Raw genomic sequence first — 15,030 nt, forward strand, 5'->3', positions numbered from 1 at the left:
GGCGCGCACCGCTGCGGGGAAAGCCGAGACCGCTCTTGCCGGCGCGCGCGCCAAGCTGGACACAGTGATTGAGGCCCTGCCGAAAGGTCTGCGCACGCCCGAGGCGGTTGTCGCTCGACGGGAGGCTTTGCAGAGAGAGCAAAGGCAACTCTCCGAGGCGCTGGAAGTGGCGACGCAACAGGACCGAGCCGCCAGTGAGGTGCTCACCCGTTCGCAAGAGCAGCTAGAAGCAGCGAAGCGGGCGCGCGACGGGCAGCAGCAGCGCGTGAAGAAGGCACAAGGTGATTTTGTCGCTCGGCTTACCGAGGTTGGGCTGGACAAAGCGGGATATGATGCTTGCAAGAGCCATTTCCCGACTCTAGACGCCGACCGCAAGAAGGTAACCGATCACCGCGATGGATTGATCGCTGCTCGCACGACATTGCATAACGCCATAGCCGCTTGCGCAGATCGTGAACGCCCGGATCTTGCCCCGCTTCAGCTGGCGTTGACAGACGCCACCCAGACCTTGAACGCGGCCAACGCTGCACTTGCCACAGCGAGAACGGATGTATCGTCACTGACCAAATTCAAGGAATCGCTTGCCGCGGCTCTGGCCGAAACCGAGCGGCTAGAAGCCGAGACTGGTCCGCTCCGGGGGCTGGCCGATCTGGCTAACGGCAAGAACGATTTCAAGATGACACTCGAGACCTTCGCGATCGGAGCAATGTTCGACCAGGTTCTTGAGGCGGCGAATATGAGGCTCGACCCTATGACACGTGGTCGCTACCGGCTAACGCGTGGGCTCGAGGCATCTGGCGGTCGCGGCAAGCGTGGGCTCGAAATCGAGGCCTTCGACATCAACACCGGCAAGGCGCGCCCGACAGCCACGTTGTCAGGCGGCGAGACCTTTATCGCGGCACTGGCCCTCGCGCTTGGGCTCGCTGATGTGGTCGAGAGCCTTTCGGGCAGGATTCGGATGGACACAATATTCATCGACGAAGGCTTTGGGAGCCTCGACACCGAAAATGGGGCGGGCACACTGGATCAGGTGATCCAAGTTCTTGCCGCGCTGACAGAGGGCAGTCGTGCCGTGGGCCTGATATCCCATGTCGGGCTGGTGCAAGAGGCTATTCCACAAGGCTTCTACGTGCGTTCGACCCCAAGCGGCAGCCGGGTCGAGGAAAGGAGGGGGCTGGGATGACGGACCGTTGGTATTACAGGAAGGCACACACCCGCCGTCTGTCGACAGGGCGCACGGTATCCGTTCGCGGAGGTTGGGCAGTTCGAGGCGATCGTGAAAGCAAGAAGGGCGCATCCTTCAGGCGGACTTGTCCAATATGCGGGGCGCTGATCGTAAGCGTGGGCATGCCCAGAGGAGGGTGGGTCCATTTTGAGGGCGGCAAAGGCCTGACACGTATTAAACATCCGTGCCTGCATCTTGGTGAAGGCCTGAGCAGGCGGCGCGACGAAGACACGCCAGACCTTTTTGAGGCGAGGCTGCCATTTTAAAATGTCACTGATGAAGCTTGAGAAAAGTTGGCTCAAATCCCACATCTAGTAACTAGAAGCAAACCAAACACCATATGGAGGATAGTATGGCGGTAAATCGTAAAGGAACTTCGACCAAGGTTGCCTCGCTTGCAGCAGACACCCTTTTCAAACCTGGCTCTTCACAGATCGCCCGCAAGCTTGCTGGTTCGGCGTTGTCTCAGTCAAAGACCAATCGGCAAACCGGAGCGGAAATGGAGGACCTCGCGTCAAAGGTACTTCGCAGCGATCGCTATTCTGAAAAGACAAAGACACTTGCCGCTTCGGTGTTGTCCCAGTCGAACAAGAAGCGCTGACTGTAAACAGTATAACAGTGGTTTCGGGTTCAAGCGCTACAGGCCGTGTCTCACGTAGGTAGCGCTTTGGGTCAATCATGAACAAACATTAAACATTTGAGTTGAGCAGATGCGGGCATTTATTTCTTATTCTCATAGCGACAAGGCCGCGCTTGATCGGCTGCACGTCCACCTCAAGAACCTTACAAGGGAAGGGCGTATTGAGACCTGGTATGATCGCAACATCTTGGCTGGTTGCGAACTGGACGCTGAGATTGAACGGGAACTTGAGGCTTCCGACCTGTTCCTGCTCCTGGTGAGCCCCGACTTCATCGCATCCGACTACTGTGTCGAGCGCGAAATGAGACGCGCGCTTGAACGCCACGCCGCAGGGACCGCCCGTGTAGTGCCGATCATCGTGGAGGAATGCGATTGGAAAGCGATGAGGGAGTTGCGCCAACTGAAGGCCGTGCCGACGGACGGCAAGGCGATCAGCGCCTGGGCCAATCCAAACACCGCTTACCTAAATGTCGTGCAGGAACTTCGACGCATCATCGAAGCTGAAGCCGTACCTACAGCTGCGGCGAAAGTAGCCGATGAGCCATCGGCCACACGCCCCTCGATGGCACGCTACCGCGCAAAGCGGCAGTTCGACCAAATCGACAAGGGTGATTTCCGCGATGCTGCCTTCGCCACCTTCAAGGATTACTTCCGACGAGCGATCATCGAAATCGACTTAATCGATGGATTGCGCGGACGCTTCGTTGACAGAAGTGCGACCGCTTTTGGGGCAACGGTTGTCAACAGCGGACATCGAAATGGTACGGCCCACATCTCGGTGCACTGCCGGAGCTCGCAGGTCGCCCTGGGCGATATTTACTACTCGTTCAGCGAAAACGCCGGTGACAACACAGCAAATGGCGGTTTCAACATTTCGGCCGATGATTACGAGCAATTCCTGATTCAAACCATGAACGTCTTCGGTAGAGCTGACGAACGGCTGACTCCAGAGCGAGCGGCTGAGGTGCTCTGGAATGAGTTCATTGGTAACGCAGGTATCAGCTATGACTGAGCGTGTTCATTTCCGCTGCAACAATTGTGGGTACCGCTTCGAAGTCGAAGTGCTTGATGAGTACGAACGTCGCGAGGCCCGCCGTGAAAAGCGGCCGACTAGCGCGGTGCATTGTCCCGAATGTTATCGAACCGATATCCGGAGGGGTTGGGAATGAAGGCTCGTGAGGGAGTCCACACATGCGAAGTACTTTGAACGCAAAATCAGCCGCTCTCGCCGAGGAGCCGAAGGGTACGCTGTTTCTCCTCAAGAGGTACGGCCATCAACCGATCTATGGCATTAAGCTTTCTGAACCATTGGATCAGCCCAACGACAAGCCGACGGTTCTGCTATTGAACCCTGACTTCGGGCGTGAAGGCGAAGCCACTTGGCATCGGATATTCCAATGGGAAGCGGACGAGTGGTGTATCTCCTTTGGAACCGACTGGATAATACAGCCGGATTTCACGGCATCTTCGCTGTCTGAGATGAACGATCCGCAGCAAGAGGCATGCCTGACGATCGGGCCCCAGGGCATTCACTTCCGTGCGGCACCTGGCGAAGGATTCCGGGTCGCCTATCGCCACTTCATCCATGTTGACACCCTAGATCCGGTGAAGGATCTCGGAAATGCCGCCTTCCACCTCAAAGGGTACCGAATCTTCTTGAACCGAGAGGATTGGGACAATGGGCGCCCCCCGATCTTTCAGCACGGCGTCTAGGCGACAGCCACTTCTCTTTCAAAGCCAGGAATAGATACTTGCTATGTCATAGGGTGATCGTTGCGCCATGTGTGAACGACCGTTTCACCGATATCACTGCACTCAAGACGTCGCTAATCTGCTATTAGTCCGTTAACCTTCAATGGCTTCGTCGACCCGGCAGATAGAACTCCGTAATCCCCCGTTTCCCCTCGGCCCGTCCCAGCTGCACGATCACATCGATGGATTTCCGGATGTATTCCCGCACCTCGGCGAAGGTCAGCGGTGTGCCAGCCTGCAGAACCATGATCGCCAGCCGGTCGATGGCGAGTTCGGCGGTTTCGGCGTGGATGGTTGAGACCGATCCGCCATGGCCGGTGTTGATCGCTTCGAGATATGTCAGGGCCTCGGCCCCGCGCAATTCGCCGACGATGATCCTGTCGGGGCGCATGCGGAGGGAGGCCTGCAGGAGGGCGTTGGCGCTACGTTGTGAACCGGCACCGCGGTCGGCCAGAAGGGCGACGGTGTTGGGCTGCCCGGGAAAGAGCTCGAAGGCGTCCTCGATAGTGATCAGTCGCTCGTGCTCGCTCACATGCGTCAGGAGGTGGCGGGCGAAGGTGGTCTTGCCGGTAGAGGTGCCTCCGCTGATCAGGACATTGAGCCGTGCCTCGACCAGGGTTTGCAGCGCGGCCTCAAGGTTCTCCCCCGCCAGACTGGCAATGTTCTTCATCTTCTCGGCGCGGAGCGCGTCGAGCGAGACGGCCTTGCCGAAGAGATAGGCCGGGGCGTAGTCCCGGACGCTGCCCGAAGCGAAGAGACGGATGGTGATCGAGGCGCCGCGATCGATGGCGGGCGGCACGGCGACCTGGACCCGGAGGGGGCGGCCCGCATATTCTACCTTGCCGGAAACGAGCGGGTTCTTTTCAGAGACGCGGGCCTTGGCGTCACCGACGATGGTTTGGGCCATGTTGAGCGCGGTGGTCCGGTCCACGGTCTGGCCTTCGTGGCGCATGGTGGCGTCCCCCGCCACCTCGAGCCAGACTTTGCCATCCGGGTTGATCGCGATCTCGACCACGTCGTCACGGCGCAGAAGGTCGCGGAACGGGTCAAGATACCGCTCGAGGTAGGAGGCTGGCGACGCCTGATCCATCAGTAGATCACCACATCCCGGTCCACGAGCACGGTGACCGAGGCGCCCTGATCGACATAAATCGTGGGCGCGATCGACACCTGGTCGGCGATGACCGAACCGACTGCGTCCTGCAGATCGCTGCCGACATCGCCCAGGACGATGCTGGTGGTTTCGTTGTTGGCGCTTTCCGCAGCAACGGCAGGTGCCGCACCGATCACGGAAATTAGCGCCGCCCCGCCGAAGCGCTCGGCGAACTTGGTGTCGACGAGACCGGTGAGGCCCGAGCGGCCGAGTTGATCGCCGCCCACGGCGGCGATTTCCATCGAGGTGCCGTCCGGCGTCAGGACGCGAGTCCAAAGGATGAGGATACGCTTCTGGTGCATCTCGATCCCGGAACGGTATTGGCCAAAAAGGCGGGAGCCCCGGGGGATCAGGATCCGGTCCCCGGAAAACGCCGGAACCGGCTCGGAGACCACCGCCACGACAGACCCGGGCAGATCGCTGTTGATGGCGGTCTGGAGCGCGGCCTGGATGACCGAGCCTTGCGTCAGCGTGCGCTCGGGATGGGTGAGGCGGGCGGCCTCCTGCACTTCGAGCGGGCGCGCGCTTTGCAAAAACTGCTCATTGCCCGAGAGGGTTGGCCCTTGGGTGCCGGGGGCCGCCGGATCGGCCACCGCCGCGCTACTCGCGCCGCCGCGCGGACCGTCCGCATAGACCACGGCGGGGGATTTGATCTGCGCAGTCAGAAGTTCCTCGGCGACCCGCTCGGCCTCGCGCTGGCGCTGCTCCTCTTCCTGACGCCGGCGTTCTTCGAGAAGGCGCTGGTCTGCGATCAGCCCCTCGCGGTCGAGCTCGGCCTCGAGCCCCTCGCGCTGCGCTCGTTCGGCATCGAGCATGGCCTGAAGCCCCTCGATACGGGTCTCGGTCTGGCGCTGCAGGTTGGCAAGCTCTGCCTCTTTCTCAGCGATAAGCGCTTCCAATGCAGCCTTCTGTTCATCGAAGGCTTCGCGCAGGTCGGCAACGGCGGACTGGATTTCCGAGTTGCGGGCGGCCTGGCTGGCGGCAAGGGCCTCGCGGAGCTTGGCGATCTCGGCCAGCACCTCGGCGCTCGGTTCGGGGGCAGGGGCGGCGGGCACATCAAGCGCTTCTTCGACGGCGATCAGCGCGTCATTGACCCGTTGTTCGGTCTCATCGGGTGGAAACTCCAGCCGCCCACCGGTGCCGGGGCGGCGATCCTGGAAGGTCTCGACATCGGAGGTCTCAAGCGCGCTGTCGCCCTCCTGCAAGCCGGTGGCCAGGAAATACGCGACCCCGGCACCGCCAAGGGCGAGGGCGGCGGCGAGCGCGCCGACCCCTAGGCTGTTGCCGCGGCGCTTGGACTTGCCGCGCTGGCTGAATTGATCAAGGCGGTTCTGAAGGTCGGGAGGGGGTTGATCGGCCATGGTCAGTTGCTCACATAGATGGCGCTCTCGTCGCGCCAGGCGCAGATCGCCTCGTCGCCGATGCGCAGCGTCCAGTAGGTGTTCACCCCGAGCACCCGGACGGTGTTGCTTTGTTGGGTCCAGTTAACGGTGCGCTCGCGGCCCTGGTTATCGGCCTTGAAGAGGGCGGGCTGACGGGTGTTCTCCGGGAAGACAAAATATGTGTAGCGCCCGTCGTCATAGATATGGCTGGGGCGGAAGTCGCCCTCGCCGGAGACGCGGTAGTTGTAGTTGCGCGGGGCCTCGAACCCCTTGGGCTGCGTCGCACCCGCCGCGCTGCGTTCTTCGTCGGGGTAACGGAAGCGGACTTCGAAGAACATGCCGGTGCGGTTCGGGATCGAGCCCTCGCGCAGATGGAAAGAATAGGTGCGGCGGTTGGTGATGACCGTCATGTTGGTCGAGGCATTGGCCACATGCGGTTTGATCGTGAGCACATTGCCGAGCTCCGGGATCGGGTCGACCTGGAAGCTTTCGGTGTCGCCGACTATGACGGCCTCGAAGCGCTCCGCCGCCCCGAAATGTATCGTGGTCGAATGCCTGAGATCGGTCTCGATCCGGTAGACCTGGTTTTCATTATAGACGGCGGTGCGGATGCGGATATCGAGCGGGCCGCCTTGGGGGGTGGCTTCGGCATTGGCGGCAACAGGAAGGGCAAGCGCCAGGAGAAACGTGGTGAGGAGCGCAGGCAGGGATTTCATTTGGGTCAGTTCTCCAGGGTCTCGGCGTCGACGCGGTAGGAGGTCACCACGAAGCCCAAGGGGTTGGCCCAGACGTCCTGAAGGCGCTGGCGGGTTTCGGGTTGGAAGTCGTAGCCGACGGTGGCGACGTAAGACCGGGTCACGGTGCGGGTGTCGCGGGGGCGCCGCAGCGTGCGGGTGAAGCGGACCTGGGCCACCCCGCGCTCGATCTGGTTCACGGACTTGATCACCACCTCGATCTTGGCGTCGCGGCCATAGACGGTGATCGGGTAATCCTCGTTGGTCGAGGACCAGAGATCGCGCAGCGTGCGGGCGGCATCACCATCCGAGCGGTCGAGCACCGAGTTGATGCGTTGCTCGCCGTCGGTCAGGTCGTAGGTTTCACGGTCGTCAACATAGGCCACGAGATTGGCCTGGATGATGGCGTCGCTTTCCGACAGCGTCAGTGCCTGGACGGCAGCGACCCGGTCCATCTGGCCGGTTTCCTTGTCGACCACGACGACGAAGGTCTCGGTCGATTTGAGGGGAAAGAGGCTCGCGCCCGCGACCATGCCGGCGACGCCGACCAGTACGCCGGCCGCCGCAACGAACCAGGCGAAACGCTCACGCCGTCTTGGCCCGTAGATGAAATCCACCTCGAAAGCGTCGCGGTCACTAGCTGCGGAACTGGTCACAAGCTTCTTCAAAGTCGTCGTCTTTCAAATCAGGGTTTGCGGAAGGCCTTGGCGGCGGAGAGAAGCGCGCCGGGGCTCTGGCGGATCATCTCGCCGGTTTTCACGACGCCGGTATTGGCCATATGGTTCAGCTCGTGCGGAGATTTTCCGGTGACGAGGCGCGCGGCCGTGCCGGTGCCATACTGGCGCGTGTTCACGAACCCCTGGCGCGCAAGGCCTGTGAGGCCCACGGCATTGGACGCAATGCCGACAACGCCGGTGAGGTTGGAGGCGATGTAGGGGACCGAGGCCATGATCCCGGCGCTGAGGATCAGGATCACGAGGAAGGGCAGGATGAGGCTGACGGTCTCGACGTCACCTGGATCGGCGGAGGCGTCTCCGATCGCCTCGGCGATGGCAACGATGATGCCCGCGGCCCCTGCGGCGGCGACTGGCATCAGCGCGTAACCGATGGTGGCGCGGGTCCAGGCCTCGAAGAGGGATTGGGTCGGCTTGAAGAGCGAGGTCACGATCATGAAGGGGGCAATCACGATCATCAGCGCGAAGACGATGCGGGCGAAGGCTATAATGCCGGCGGTGACAGCGGCGAATACGGCGGAAAGCACGAAGAAGATGGCACCCAGGACCGCGCCGAAGACCCAGCCCGCGCGGTCGCCGATCGTATCGCCATAGGCGGTGATGCGGGCGACCATGTTGTCGAGGCTTTCATAGACCCCGGCCTCGTCGCCCGAGCCGGTGAGGGCAAGGATCGAGGCACCGACGGAGTCCGGAACCCGCGTGACGATGTCATAGATGACGCTGAAATTGTCCCAGCTTTGTGCGAATATGCCTACCAGTGCCACCTTCATCCCGAAGGCAAAGCCGGTACCGAAGGGCAGGGGCCGGAGTTGCATCACGGCATTGATCCCGAGCAGCACGACGAGGAGCGCGGCACCTGCCGAGATCACGTCACCGACAGCACCTGCCGAGGAGACAAAGCCGTCTTGCGCCACAGTATCCACCGCGGCATCGACCTGGCTGAGGATGTCGCGAATAACACCCATCTACTTTACACAGGCCTCCGCAACTTGGGCCTCGAACGCGTCGGCCTGCGCGTAGAGCTCGAGCACGTTGAAGGGCAGACGCGGGTTGTCCGAGGTCTGGAACCGGGGCAGGGCGGTGAGTGCCTGATCCCAGGTGAACTGATCCAGCAGGCAGGTGCAGGTTTCCGAGGCGAGCGCCTCCTCGGCAATCAGGATGCGCAGGATTGCGCGGTAGCCGTTGCGGAGATAGGCGGTCTCGGCGAGATCGACTGGGGGTTTCGGGACCCGGCAATCATCGGTCTCGTCCCGCGCGATGGCCATCGAGTTGAAGGGCGCGTCATCAGACGAACTCGTGTTCGGAGTCTGGGCCAGTGCGACACAAGGCAGGGCAGTCAGGACAAGTGCTGCGAGACAACGCGCCCGAATTGGTGCCAACCGGTGGGTCATGGACTTCCTCATGGATCCACCGCCATCGAGCGGAACTTGCGCTCGTCCGCGAGGGTTGCGGCATCGACGACGCCAAGCTGGCCGGCGCTCACGCCTTGCGCCGCTTCCAGCCGCCAGATCTGGGTCAGGATGATGCCAAGTTCTGCGGTGACGCGGGTGTTGAGATCGACGGCGGCTTTCAGCCCGTCCTGATCATCGATGAGGCCGACCATGGTCTCGAGTCGTTCGAGGCTTTGGCCCGCCTCTTCGTGGCTCTCCTGCGCCGCGACGGACAACATGGCGCTGGCCCCGGCCGAGGTGGCGATGCGCTTGTCGGCGGGCTGATCGGATCCAGAGAGCGTGCTCAGACGTTCCGAGGTAAAGCCGCTGCCCGAAAGCACGCGCTCGACCGAGGCCGAGAGTTCCGCGCCGGGATTGAAGCCGCTCAGGAAATCGCCGCTGGCCAAGGACTGCGCGGTGTTGAGGGGGGCGACCAGCTTGCCACGCAGCGCGCGGAATTCTTCGACCGTGGCAAAGAGTTCTCCGAGCCCGCTGCCTTCAATGAGCGAGGTCAGTTGCGCCTCGAGGTTGGTGAGCTGCGAGAGCTGGGTTTCCAATTCCAGCCGCATGGTCGCGAGCTGCTGCATCTGAACATTCAGGTCCTTGGCCATGTGCTCGAGCTGGGCCACGAGTTGACCAAGCTGCGAGCCATCAAAGGTTGGTACGCCCTGGGCCGTTGCGGGCGAGGCAAACCCGAGTGTGGTGACCGCCGCGAGGGTCAGGAGAAGGTGTCTCATTCGGGAACTCCCATCTGCATGAAGTCGCGCTCGGCCAGCCGGTCGGCCACGAGGTGCTGCGCATAGGCCGCCTCGCGCTGCTGGTTTGCCGCCATCAGTCGGACGCGGAGATTGAGGATGCGGCCGATCTCGGCCTTGGCGTAGGTGTTGAGCTCCCAGGCCGCCTTGGCGTTGGGTTGCGCATCGATCTGCAGGATGATCGCGCGGAGGCGGTTGATCACTTGCTCGGTCGTTGCCGAACTGTCGGCGGCGTAATAGACGCCCGCCTCGGAGATGCTGGCATATTCGGCGAGCGCAAAGTCCGAGGGAGAGAGTGTTCCGAGCGCGTCGGCGCCACCGACCACGGCGAGGTATTCGTTGTAGAACTTCGAGATGTTGCGCACGTAGCCTTGGGTCTCGGCAAAGGGCGGCACCCCGCCATATTCGATGACCCGACCCGGCCCCGCGTTATAGGCCGCGAGCGCATGGGGTATGTTGCCGAAGCGGTTGAGCTGGGTGGTGATATAGCGCGCGCCGCCGCGGAGGTTGTCTTTCACGTCATAGCGGTCGACGCCGAGGTCAGACGCGGTGCCGGGCATGAGCTGCGTGAGACCATAGGCCCCGACCGGGCTTTCGGCCGCGACATTGAACCGGCTTTCCTGCTTGATCAGCGCCTGGAAAAGGCAGCGCCACTGCGTGGCCGAGAGCCCGGCCCGGGCCACACCGGGAGCGCCTGCGAACTCGCTCGCAACTTCGACAATCATCATCTCGACCGTCTCTCGGCCCTCGCCGAAAAGGCGGCTGTTCATCGGGCTTGGATCGGTGTTCGGGTAGACCGCCGCCACCCCGAAATCCGCATTACCCTCGAGCGCACGGATGTCGAATCCCGGACCGGTGATGGCCGCCGTCATCTCCTCGAGCACGCGCAGCTGGTCGGCCTGAACCTCGGAAAGCGTGGACTCGGTTCGATCCTTGTCCTGCTGGACGCCCAGATCTTCGGCCAGCGCCGTCACCCGCGCGATGGCGCGGCCGATCGCGGAATTGTCCTGCGTCGGCACGCCCTGGGCATGCGCGGGCAGGGCGCCGAGGCAGAGCCCGACGGATATGATCGCGGCGCGGCTCATTCCGGACGGGGCAGGGGTTCGAAACGGCAGTCGGGTTTGGTCGTCTCCTGAACTGGTGCGCCCATGGTCGAGAAGGAAAGCGCGGCGCGCGTGACCTGCGGCTCGCCATTGCGTCCGAAGCAGGGCGAGGTCTTCTCGGTGTACTTTTCGCAAGCGGCGAGAAGGCTTGCGGCGGCGCAAAGCGCGAGGAGGGGTTTTGAACTCATATCAGATGTCTCCAGAAATCGGGATTGGCGCGCCAATCGGCGGGTACACGGGCCTCGCCGGTTGCACCGCCGCCAAGGATGGGGAGGAGGTCGCCCAAGGCGGAGAGGTCCGCATCGACGAAGACGCTGTCGCCGGCCGAGCGGACAAGCGCGATGCGCTGGCCGATTGTGGGCTGGACGAGAAGGGCCGCCTCCTTGGCGTTCACGCGAAGAAAGTCGTAATCCGAGACCGTAGCGCGATCGTTCGGGAAGAGGATCTGGGTCGGCACCGTCTCGACGATGGTCTTGCCAACGCGGCTGTCCCGGAGCTGGCTCGGGTACTGCGTCATCATGATCACGACACAGTTCATCTTGCGTAGCGTCACCAGCCAGTTCTCCAGCCGCGCCCCGAAATACGGATCGTCCAGGAGTTTCCAGGCTTCGTCGAGCACGATGATCGTGGGGCGGCGATCCTCGACCACGCGTTCGATCTGACGGAAGATGTAGGAGAGCACCGCCATGCGCTCGGTGGTCATGTCGAGGATTTCGGTCATGTCGAAGCCGATAATGTCGGAGGCCAGTTCAAGCCCGGCACCCTGTTCCGGCTCATCGAAGACCCATCCGTAGCGGCCGCCCGGGGCCCATTCGGCGACGCGGGACTGTAGCTCGCCATCGTCATCGAGCGACTGAAACAGGGTCTCGAAACTCGCGAAGCGCCGGAGCGAGCCCTCGGCATGGGCATTTTGCGAGACCGCGCTTTGGATGTGTCGTGACTGCTCGCCCGTGAGGGTTCCATTGCGTGTGAGAAGTGTCGCAAGCCAATCCGAGAGCCAGGCGCGGCCACGTTCGTCGATTTCGGTATCGAGGGGATTCAAGCCCGAGGGCACCCCGGCGCGGATTTCGTTGTAACGGCCACCAAGGGCGCGGACAGCCATCTCGAGGCCCCGATCCTTGTCGAAGAAGAAAAGCCGTGCGCCGACCCGCTGCGCCTGCGCTGCGAGAAAGGCGGTGGTCAGCGTCTTGCCGGTGCCGGTGCGCCCTAGAACCAGCGTATGGCCAACGGTCGGTTCCTTGCTTGGGGCTCCCGCCTCGTGGAAATTGAAGCGATAGCCCGAGGTGCTGACCGTGGGCAGGACCGAAATGGTCTGACCCCAAGGTGATTGGTCCGGACCACGCCCTTCGACGCTGCCATGGAGGGCCGCGAAGTCGGCGAAGTTGATCGAGGAAATCGGCGTCTTGCGGGCGCGGTAGCCGAAGTTACCTGGCGACTGCGCGAAGTAAGTGGCTTTGAGCGCCATGTTCTCGCGCACGATGACGGACATGATCTCCTGGCCCACGCGCTTGATCTGGGCGGCGGCGCGTTCGAGCGTGTCACGATCCGGGGCATAGACCGCGATCGAGAGGTGATGATCGCCAAACGCGATGCGTCCTGCCTCCTGATCGTCTGCTGCCTGGCCGAGTTGTTCGCGCAGGGAGACGGCGGCATCGTCGGAAGCCTGCATCTGGCGGATGATCCGCTGGATGCGTTCGGCCATGATGTTGTTCGGGATCGGGCTGAAGGAGTTCGTCAGGACAATGTCGAGCGGCAGGTCGAGCGCGTCGAGCAGCGTGACATCCGTGAGCGCCGGGTAGGTCTTCATCGAAAAGAGCGCGCCGTATTTGACCCGCCCAGTCACGGCGTCGTTCAGGGTGACGACGTCGCCGTCGAAGGTCGCGCGGCAATTGCTCAAAGTATGTGAAAGAGGCAGAGCGTTTTGTCCGAAGGCGATGGGGGAGAAGCTGCCTGCGTTCAGCGTGTTGAGATAGCCAAGCCATTCGCCGCCCGTGCGGGTCAGTCGGACCGGGTTGGCCGAGGCAAGCGCCACCTCGAAGAAGCCCATGACCTCGTTCAGCTCCTGCATACGTGTCGCGCGGTCCTTGACCCAGGCCTTGCGGGCCAGCGCGCGCAAGAGCGGAATGCGGGCCGAGATGTCGGGGCGCCGGATGACGCTGAGATAGAGTTGGCGCTTGGCCGGGCGCAGGTCTTTGACGTGGGCCTGCCAGCGCGCGTCGATCGCGGCGGCGAAGCTGTATTCCTCGATGGGGCGCATTCCGAGATCCTGCGGCACGGAGATCCGGTGGATGTAGAAACCGAAGGCGTTGCCGGTCTGGGCGACGATGGCCGCGACCGCGCGTTTGAGCGCGTCGAGCCGGGCGTCCTCAGTTGTCATCGGGTTCAGACCATCAAGGCGCAGGGTCGCCAAGAGGTCGCCCTCGCGGAGGACCATCACATCGTCATCGGCGAGGGCAAAGTACGGCAGGTGTTCCGCGAGATAACTCTCCCGCGCGAACTCCCTGCCGCCCGCTTGATGCAGGGCTGATCCGTGAGTGGAAAGAGTGCCCGCATCAAGCGCCAAAGCTGTCGCCTCCATGCAGGGCCCGGTTCTTTGTCGGACGCACCGAGCCGAAGGAAACGCGCAGGACCTCGAAGAAATGCGGCTCGCGGTCGGCGACGAACCAGAGGATCGGATAGGCGACGAGGCCAATCAGGAAGAAGACCATGGACTTGGTCCAGATGAACGGCAGAACGACCCCGGTCGCCAGCACCACGAGGTATCCGACAGGGAGACCCAGATACTTGGGCGGACGGGCGAGGCCCAGAAAAAGGGGGGATCGTTCTGCCACTGCTCTATTCGGTTCTCAGGAGAAGCCGTCGACGATGGTGCCGGCCGAGAAGATCAGCACGATCCCGATGATGACCGAGGCGAACCAACCCCAGTTCAGCCGTCCCATCATGCACATGAAGCCGGTGCCGATGACCGCGAGGGTGGCGACCGCGATCCCGATCGGACCGGTCAGCGCGGCCTCGACAGTTTCCAGCATGGTCTGGATCGGCGACAAGTCTTGCGCGAGAGCGGGCGTTGCGAAAGCCGCCAGGGTTGTGGCGATGGGCAAGAGGCGGCTGAGGCTATGTCTGAGCATGCGAAGTTCCCATGTTTTACTGAAGATCGATGAGGACGGGCGCGCGGGCTGGGGCCCGATCTGCGATGCGGATGTCCGGCGCGGAAACGGGCGTGCCCGACAGCCGGGACCGGATCTGATGGATGCGCGCGATGTAGTCGCGGGTCTCGATGAAAGGCGGGATGCCGGAATACTCGACCACGCGGTGCGGCCCGGCGTTGTAGGCTGCGAGCGCCAGGTTGATGTCCTTGAACGTGGCGAGCTGGGCGAGGAGATAGCGTGCGGCGCCGTCGAGGTTCTGAGAGGGATCGCGCGGATCGACGCCGAGCGCACGGGCAGTATCCGGCATCAGCTGGCCAAGACCGTAGGCACTCTTGGGGCTGACGGCAGTCGGATTGTAGCTGCTTTCGGCCTCGACCAAGGCCTGGAGAAGGACCAGCCAGTCGTCCTCATCGAGACCGACGTGCCGCAGGGCACGGTTCCCCTGGTGCCGGTCAGCAGTCGTGCGGATCAGGGAGAGGATGTCGTCGCGTCCGGACGGCGGTGTGGCATCCAGCGAGGCGAGAACCTCTCCGGTCTCAGTGCTATCATCCAGCCCTGCCCAGGCAGGTCGTTCGCCATGAAAGGTCCAGCCTGAGGTCCGTGCCGTGCCGTCGCGACCGAAGGCGATGACGTCAGCCGCGCTCCTCGAGGGTGATGCTGTAATCAGGACCAAAGCGCAGATCGCGCCCGTCACCGAACTCGAGATGATGTTTGAAGAGGCCCGGCCATATGTTGAAATACCGCGGCTCTGGCCCGTGCGGGGTGATCCGGGTCGAGACCAGAATGGCTTCCGGCTCGCCCTCGCGCAGGTAGATGCACTGGTAGCGCGGCTTGCCATCGTCCGTGAACCCCACGAGTTCATACCGGCAGCGGAACGCGATGCCCTTTTCGGACAGGTCTTTGACACCGTCGATGGTGATCAGGATCTGGTTGCGCGCTATCGGCATGTTCGGACTCTCCCCACGAGAGCCCT

At 62.7% G+C, this 15,030-nt stretch carries 18 protein-coding genes; 4 read left to right on the plus strand and 14 right to left on the minus strand.

Annotation, left to right across the window (positions count from 1 at the left end; genetic code table 11):
- The 4 genes from J7359_RS16650 to J7359_RS16665 form a co-directional block, all read left to right on the plus strand.
- A partial coding sequence (locus J7359_RS16650; RefSeq protein ID WP_280637524.1) for an SbcC/MukB-like Walker B domain-containing protein occupies nt 1-1,183 on the plus strand: 1,183 nt, incomplete at its 5' end.
- Nucleotides 1,184-1,577: 394 nt separating this feature from the next.
- Nucleotides 1,578-1,826 (plus strand): hypothetical protein, encoded by a 249-nt coding sequence (locus tag J7359_RS16655; protein ID WP_065331062.1) that lies wholly within the window; start codon nt 1,578-1,580, stop codon nt 1,824-1,826.
- 109 nt (nt 1,827-1,935) lie between these two features.
- Entirely contained in the window at nt 1,936-2,877 is a 942-nt protein-coding gene (locus J7359_RS16660) for a toll/interleukin-1 receptor domain-containing protein (RefSeq protein WP_065331061.1), read from the plus strand.
- 179 nt (nt 2,878-3,056) lie between these two features.
- Nucleotides 3,057-3,578: a hypothetical protein gene (locus tag J7359_RS16665; RefSeq protein ID WP_065331060.1), complete on the plus strand. Its 522-nt coding sequence runs from the start codon at nt 3,057-3,059 to the stop codon at nt 3,576-3,578.
- Between the two features lie 139 nt (nt 3,579-3,717).
- On the opposite strand, the gene J7359_RS16670 is transcribed toward J7359_RS16665, so the two are convergent.
- The 14 genes from J7359_RS16670 to J7359_RS16735 all read right to left on the minus strand — a co-directional run bounded on the left by J7359_RS16670 (nt 3,718) and on the right by J7359_RS16735 (nt 15,004).
- Complete coding sequence (locus J7359_RS16670) at nt 3,718-4,707, minus strand: ATPase, T2SS/T4P/T4SS family (protein WP_065331059.1); 990 nt, start codon at nt 4,705-4,707, stop codon at nt 3,718-3,720.
- Complete coding sequence (locus tag J7359_RS16675) at nt 4,707-6,131, minus strand: TrbI/VirB10 family protein (protein ID WP_065331058.1); 1,425 nt, start codon at nt 6,129-6,131, stop codon at nt 4,707-4,709. Before J7359_RS16675 ends, J7359_RS16670 begins: the two co-directional genes overlap by 1 nt.
- Nucleotides 6,132-6,133: 2 nt before the next feature.
- Nucleotides 6,134-6,868 carry a TrbG/VirB9 family P-type conjugative transfer protein gene (locus tag J7359_RS16680; RefSeq protein WP_065331057.1) on the minus strand — a complete coding sequence of 245 codons (735 nt, stop codon included), beginning with the start codon at nt 6,866-6,868 and terminating at the stop codon, nt 6,134-6,136.
- A 5-nt stretch (nt 6,869-6,873) separates the two neighbouring features.
- Nucleotides 6,874-7,554: a type IV secretion system protein gene (locus tag J7359_RS16685; protein WP_065331056.1), complete on the minus strand. Its 681-nt coding sequence runs from the start codon at nt 7,552-7,554 to the stop codon at nt 6,874-6,876.
- Between the two features lie 17 nt (nt 7,555-7,571).
- Nucleotides 7,572-8,585: a type IV secretion system protein gene (locus J7359_RS16690; protein WP_065331055.1), complete on the minus strand. Its 1,014-nt coding sequence runs from the start codon at nt 8,583-8,585 to the stop codon at nt 7,572-7,574.
- Nucleotides 8,586-8,885: a hypothetical protein gene (locus J7359_RS16695; RefSeq protein ID WP_065331092.1), complete on the minus strand. Its 300-nt coding sequence runs from the start codon at nt 8,883-8,885 to the stop codon at nt 8,586-8,588.
- Nucleotides 8,886-9,019: 134 nt separating this feature from the next.
- Nucleotides 9,020-9,787: a type IV secretion system protein gene (locus tag J7359_RS16700; RefSeq protein WP_065331054.1), complete on the minus strand. Its 768-nt coding sequence runs from the start codon at nt 9,785-9,787 to the stop codon at nt 9,020-9,022.
- Nucleotides 9,784-10,890, minus strand: a complete 1,107-nt coding sequence (locus J7359_RS16705) for a lytic transglycosylase domain-containing protein (protein WP_065331053.1) — start codon at nt 10,888-10,890, stop codon at nt 9,784-9,786. Before J7359_RS16705 ends, J7359_RS16700 begins: the two co-directional genes overlap by 4 nt.
- Nucleotides 10,887-11,096, minus strand: a complete 210-nt coding sequence (locus J7359_RS16710; RefSeq protein ID WP_065331052.1) for a hypothetical protein — start codon at nt 11,094-11,096, stop codon at nt 10,887-10,889. Before J7359_RS16710 ends, J7359_RS16705 begins: the two co-directional genes overlap by 4 nt.
- On the minus strand, nt 11,093-13,486 hold the full coding sequence (locus J7359_RS16715; RefSeq protein WP_204353406.1) for a type IV secretion system protein B4: 2,394 nt from the start codon (nt 13,484-13,486) through the stop codon (nt 11,093-11,095). The genes J7359_RS16710 and J7359_RS16715 overlap by 4 nt, the downstream gene beginning before the upstream one ends.
- Nucleotides 13,461-13,739 carry a VirB3 family type IV secretion system protein gene (locus J7359_RS16720; protein ID WP_009574107.1) on the minus strand — a complete coding sequence of 93 codons (279 nt, stop codon included), beginning with the start codon at nt 13,737-13,739 and terminating at the stop codon, nt 13,461-13,463. Before J7359_RS16720 ends, J7359_RS16715 begins: the two co-directional genes overlap by 26 nt.
- Before the next feature lie 15 nt (nt 13,740-13,754).
- Nucleotides 13,755-14,036 (minus strand): TrbC/VirB2 family protein, encoded by a 282-nt coding sequence (locus tag J7359_RS16725; protein WP_065331050.1) that lies wholly within the window; start codon nt 14,034-14,036, stop codon nt 13,755-13,757.
- Nucleotides 14,037-14,052: 16 nt separating this feature from the next.
- The gene (locus tag J7359_RS16730; RefSeq protein ID WP_065331091.1) at nt 14,053-14,571 is read right to left on the minus strand and encodes a lytic transglycosylase domain-containing protein; all 519 of its coding nucleotides are present in this window, start codon (nt 14,569-14,571) and stop codon (nt 14,053-14,055) included.
- A gap of 118 nt (nt 14,572-14,689) precedes the next feature.
- Nucleotides 14,690-15,004 carry a hypothetical protein gene (locus J7359_RS16735; protein WP_008335576.1) on the minus strand — a complete coding sequence of 105 codons (315 nt, stop codon included), beginning with the start codon at nt 15,002-15,004 and terminating at the stop codon, nt 14,690-14,692.
- Nucleotides 15,005-15,030: the final 26 nt, after the last annotated feature.

This window comes from Paracoccus sp. R12_2 (assembly GCF_017744015.1).
Classification (GTDB): Bacteria; Pseudomonadota; Alphaproteobacteria; order Rhodobacterales; family Rhodobacteraceae; genus Paracoccus.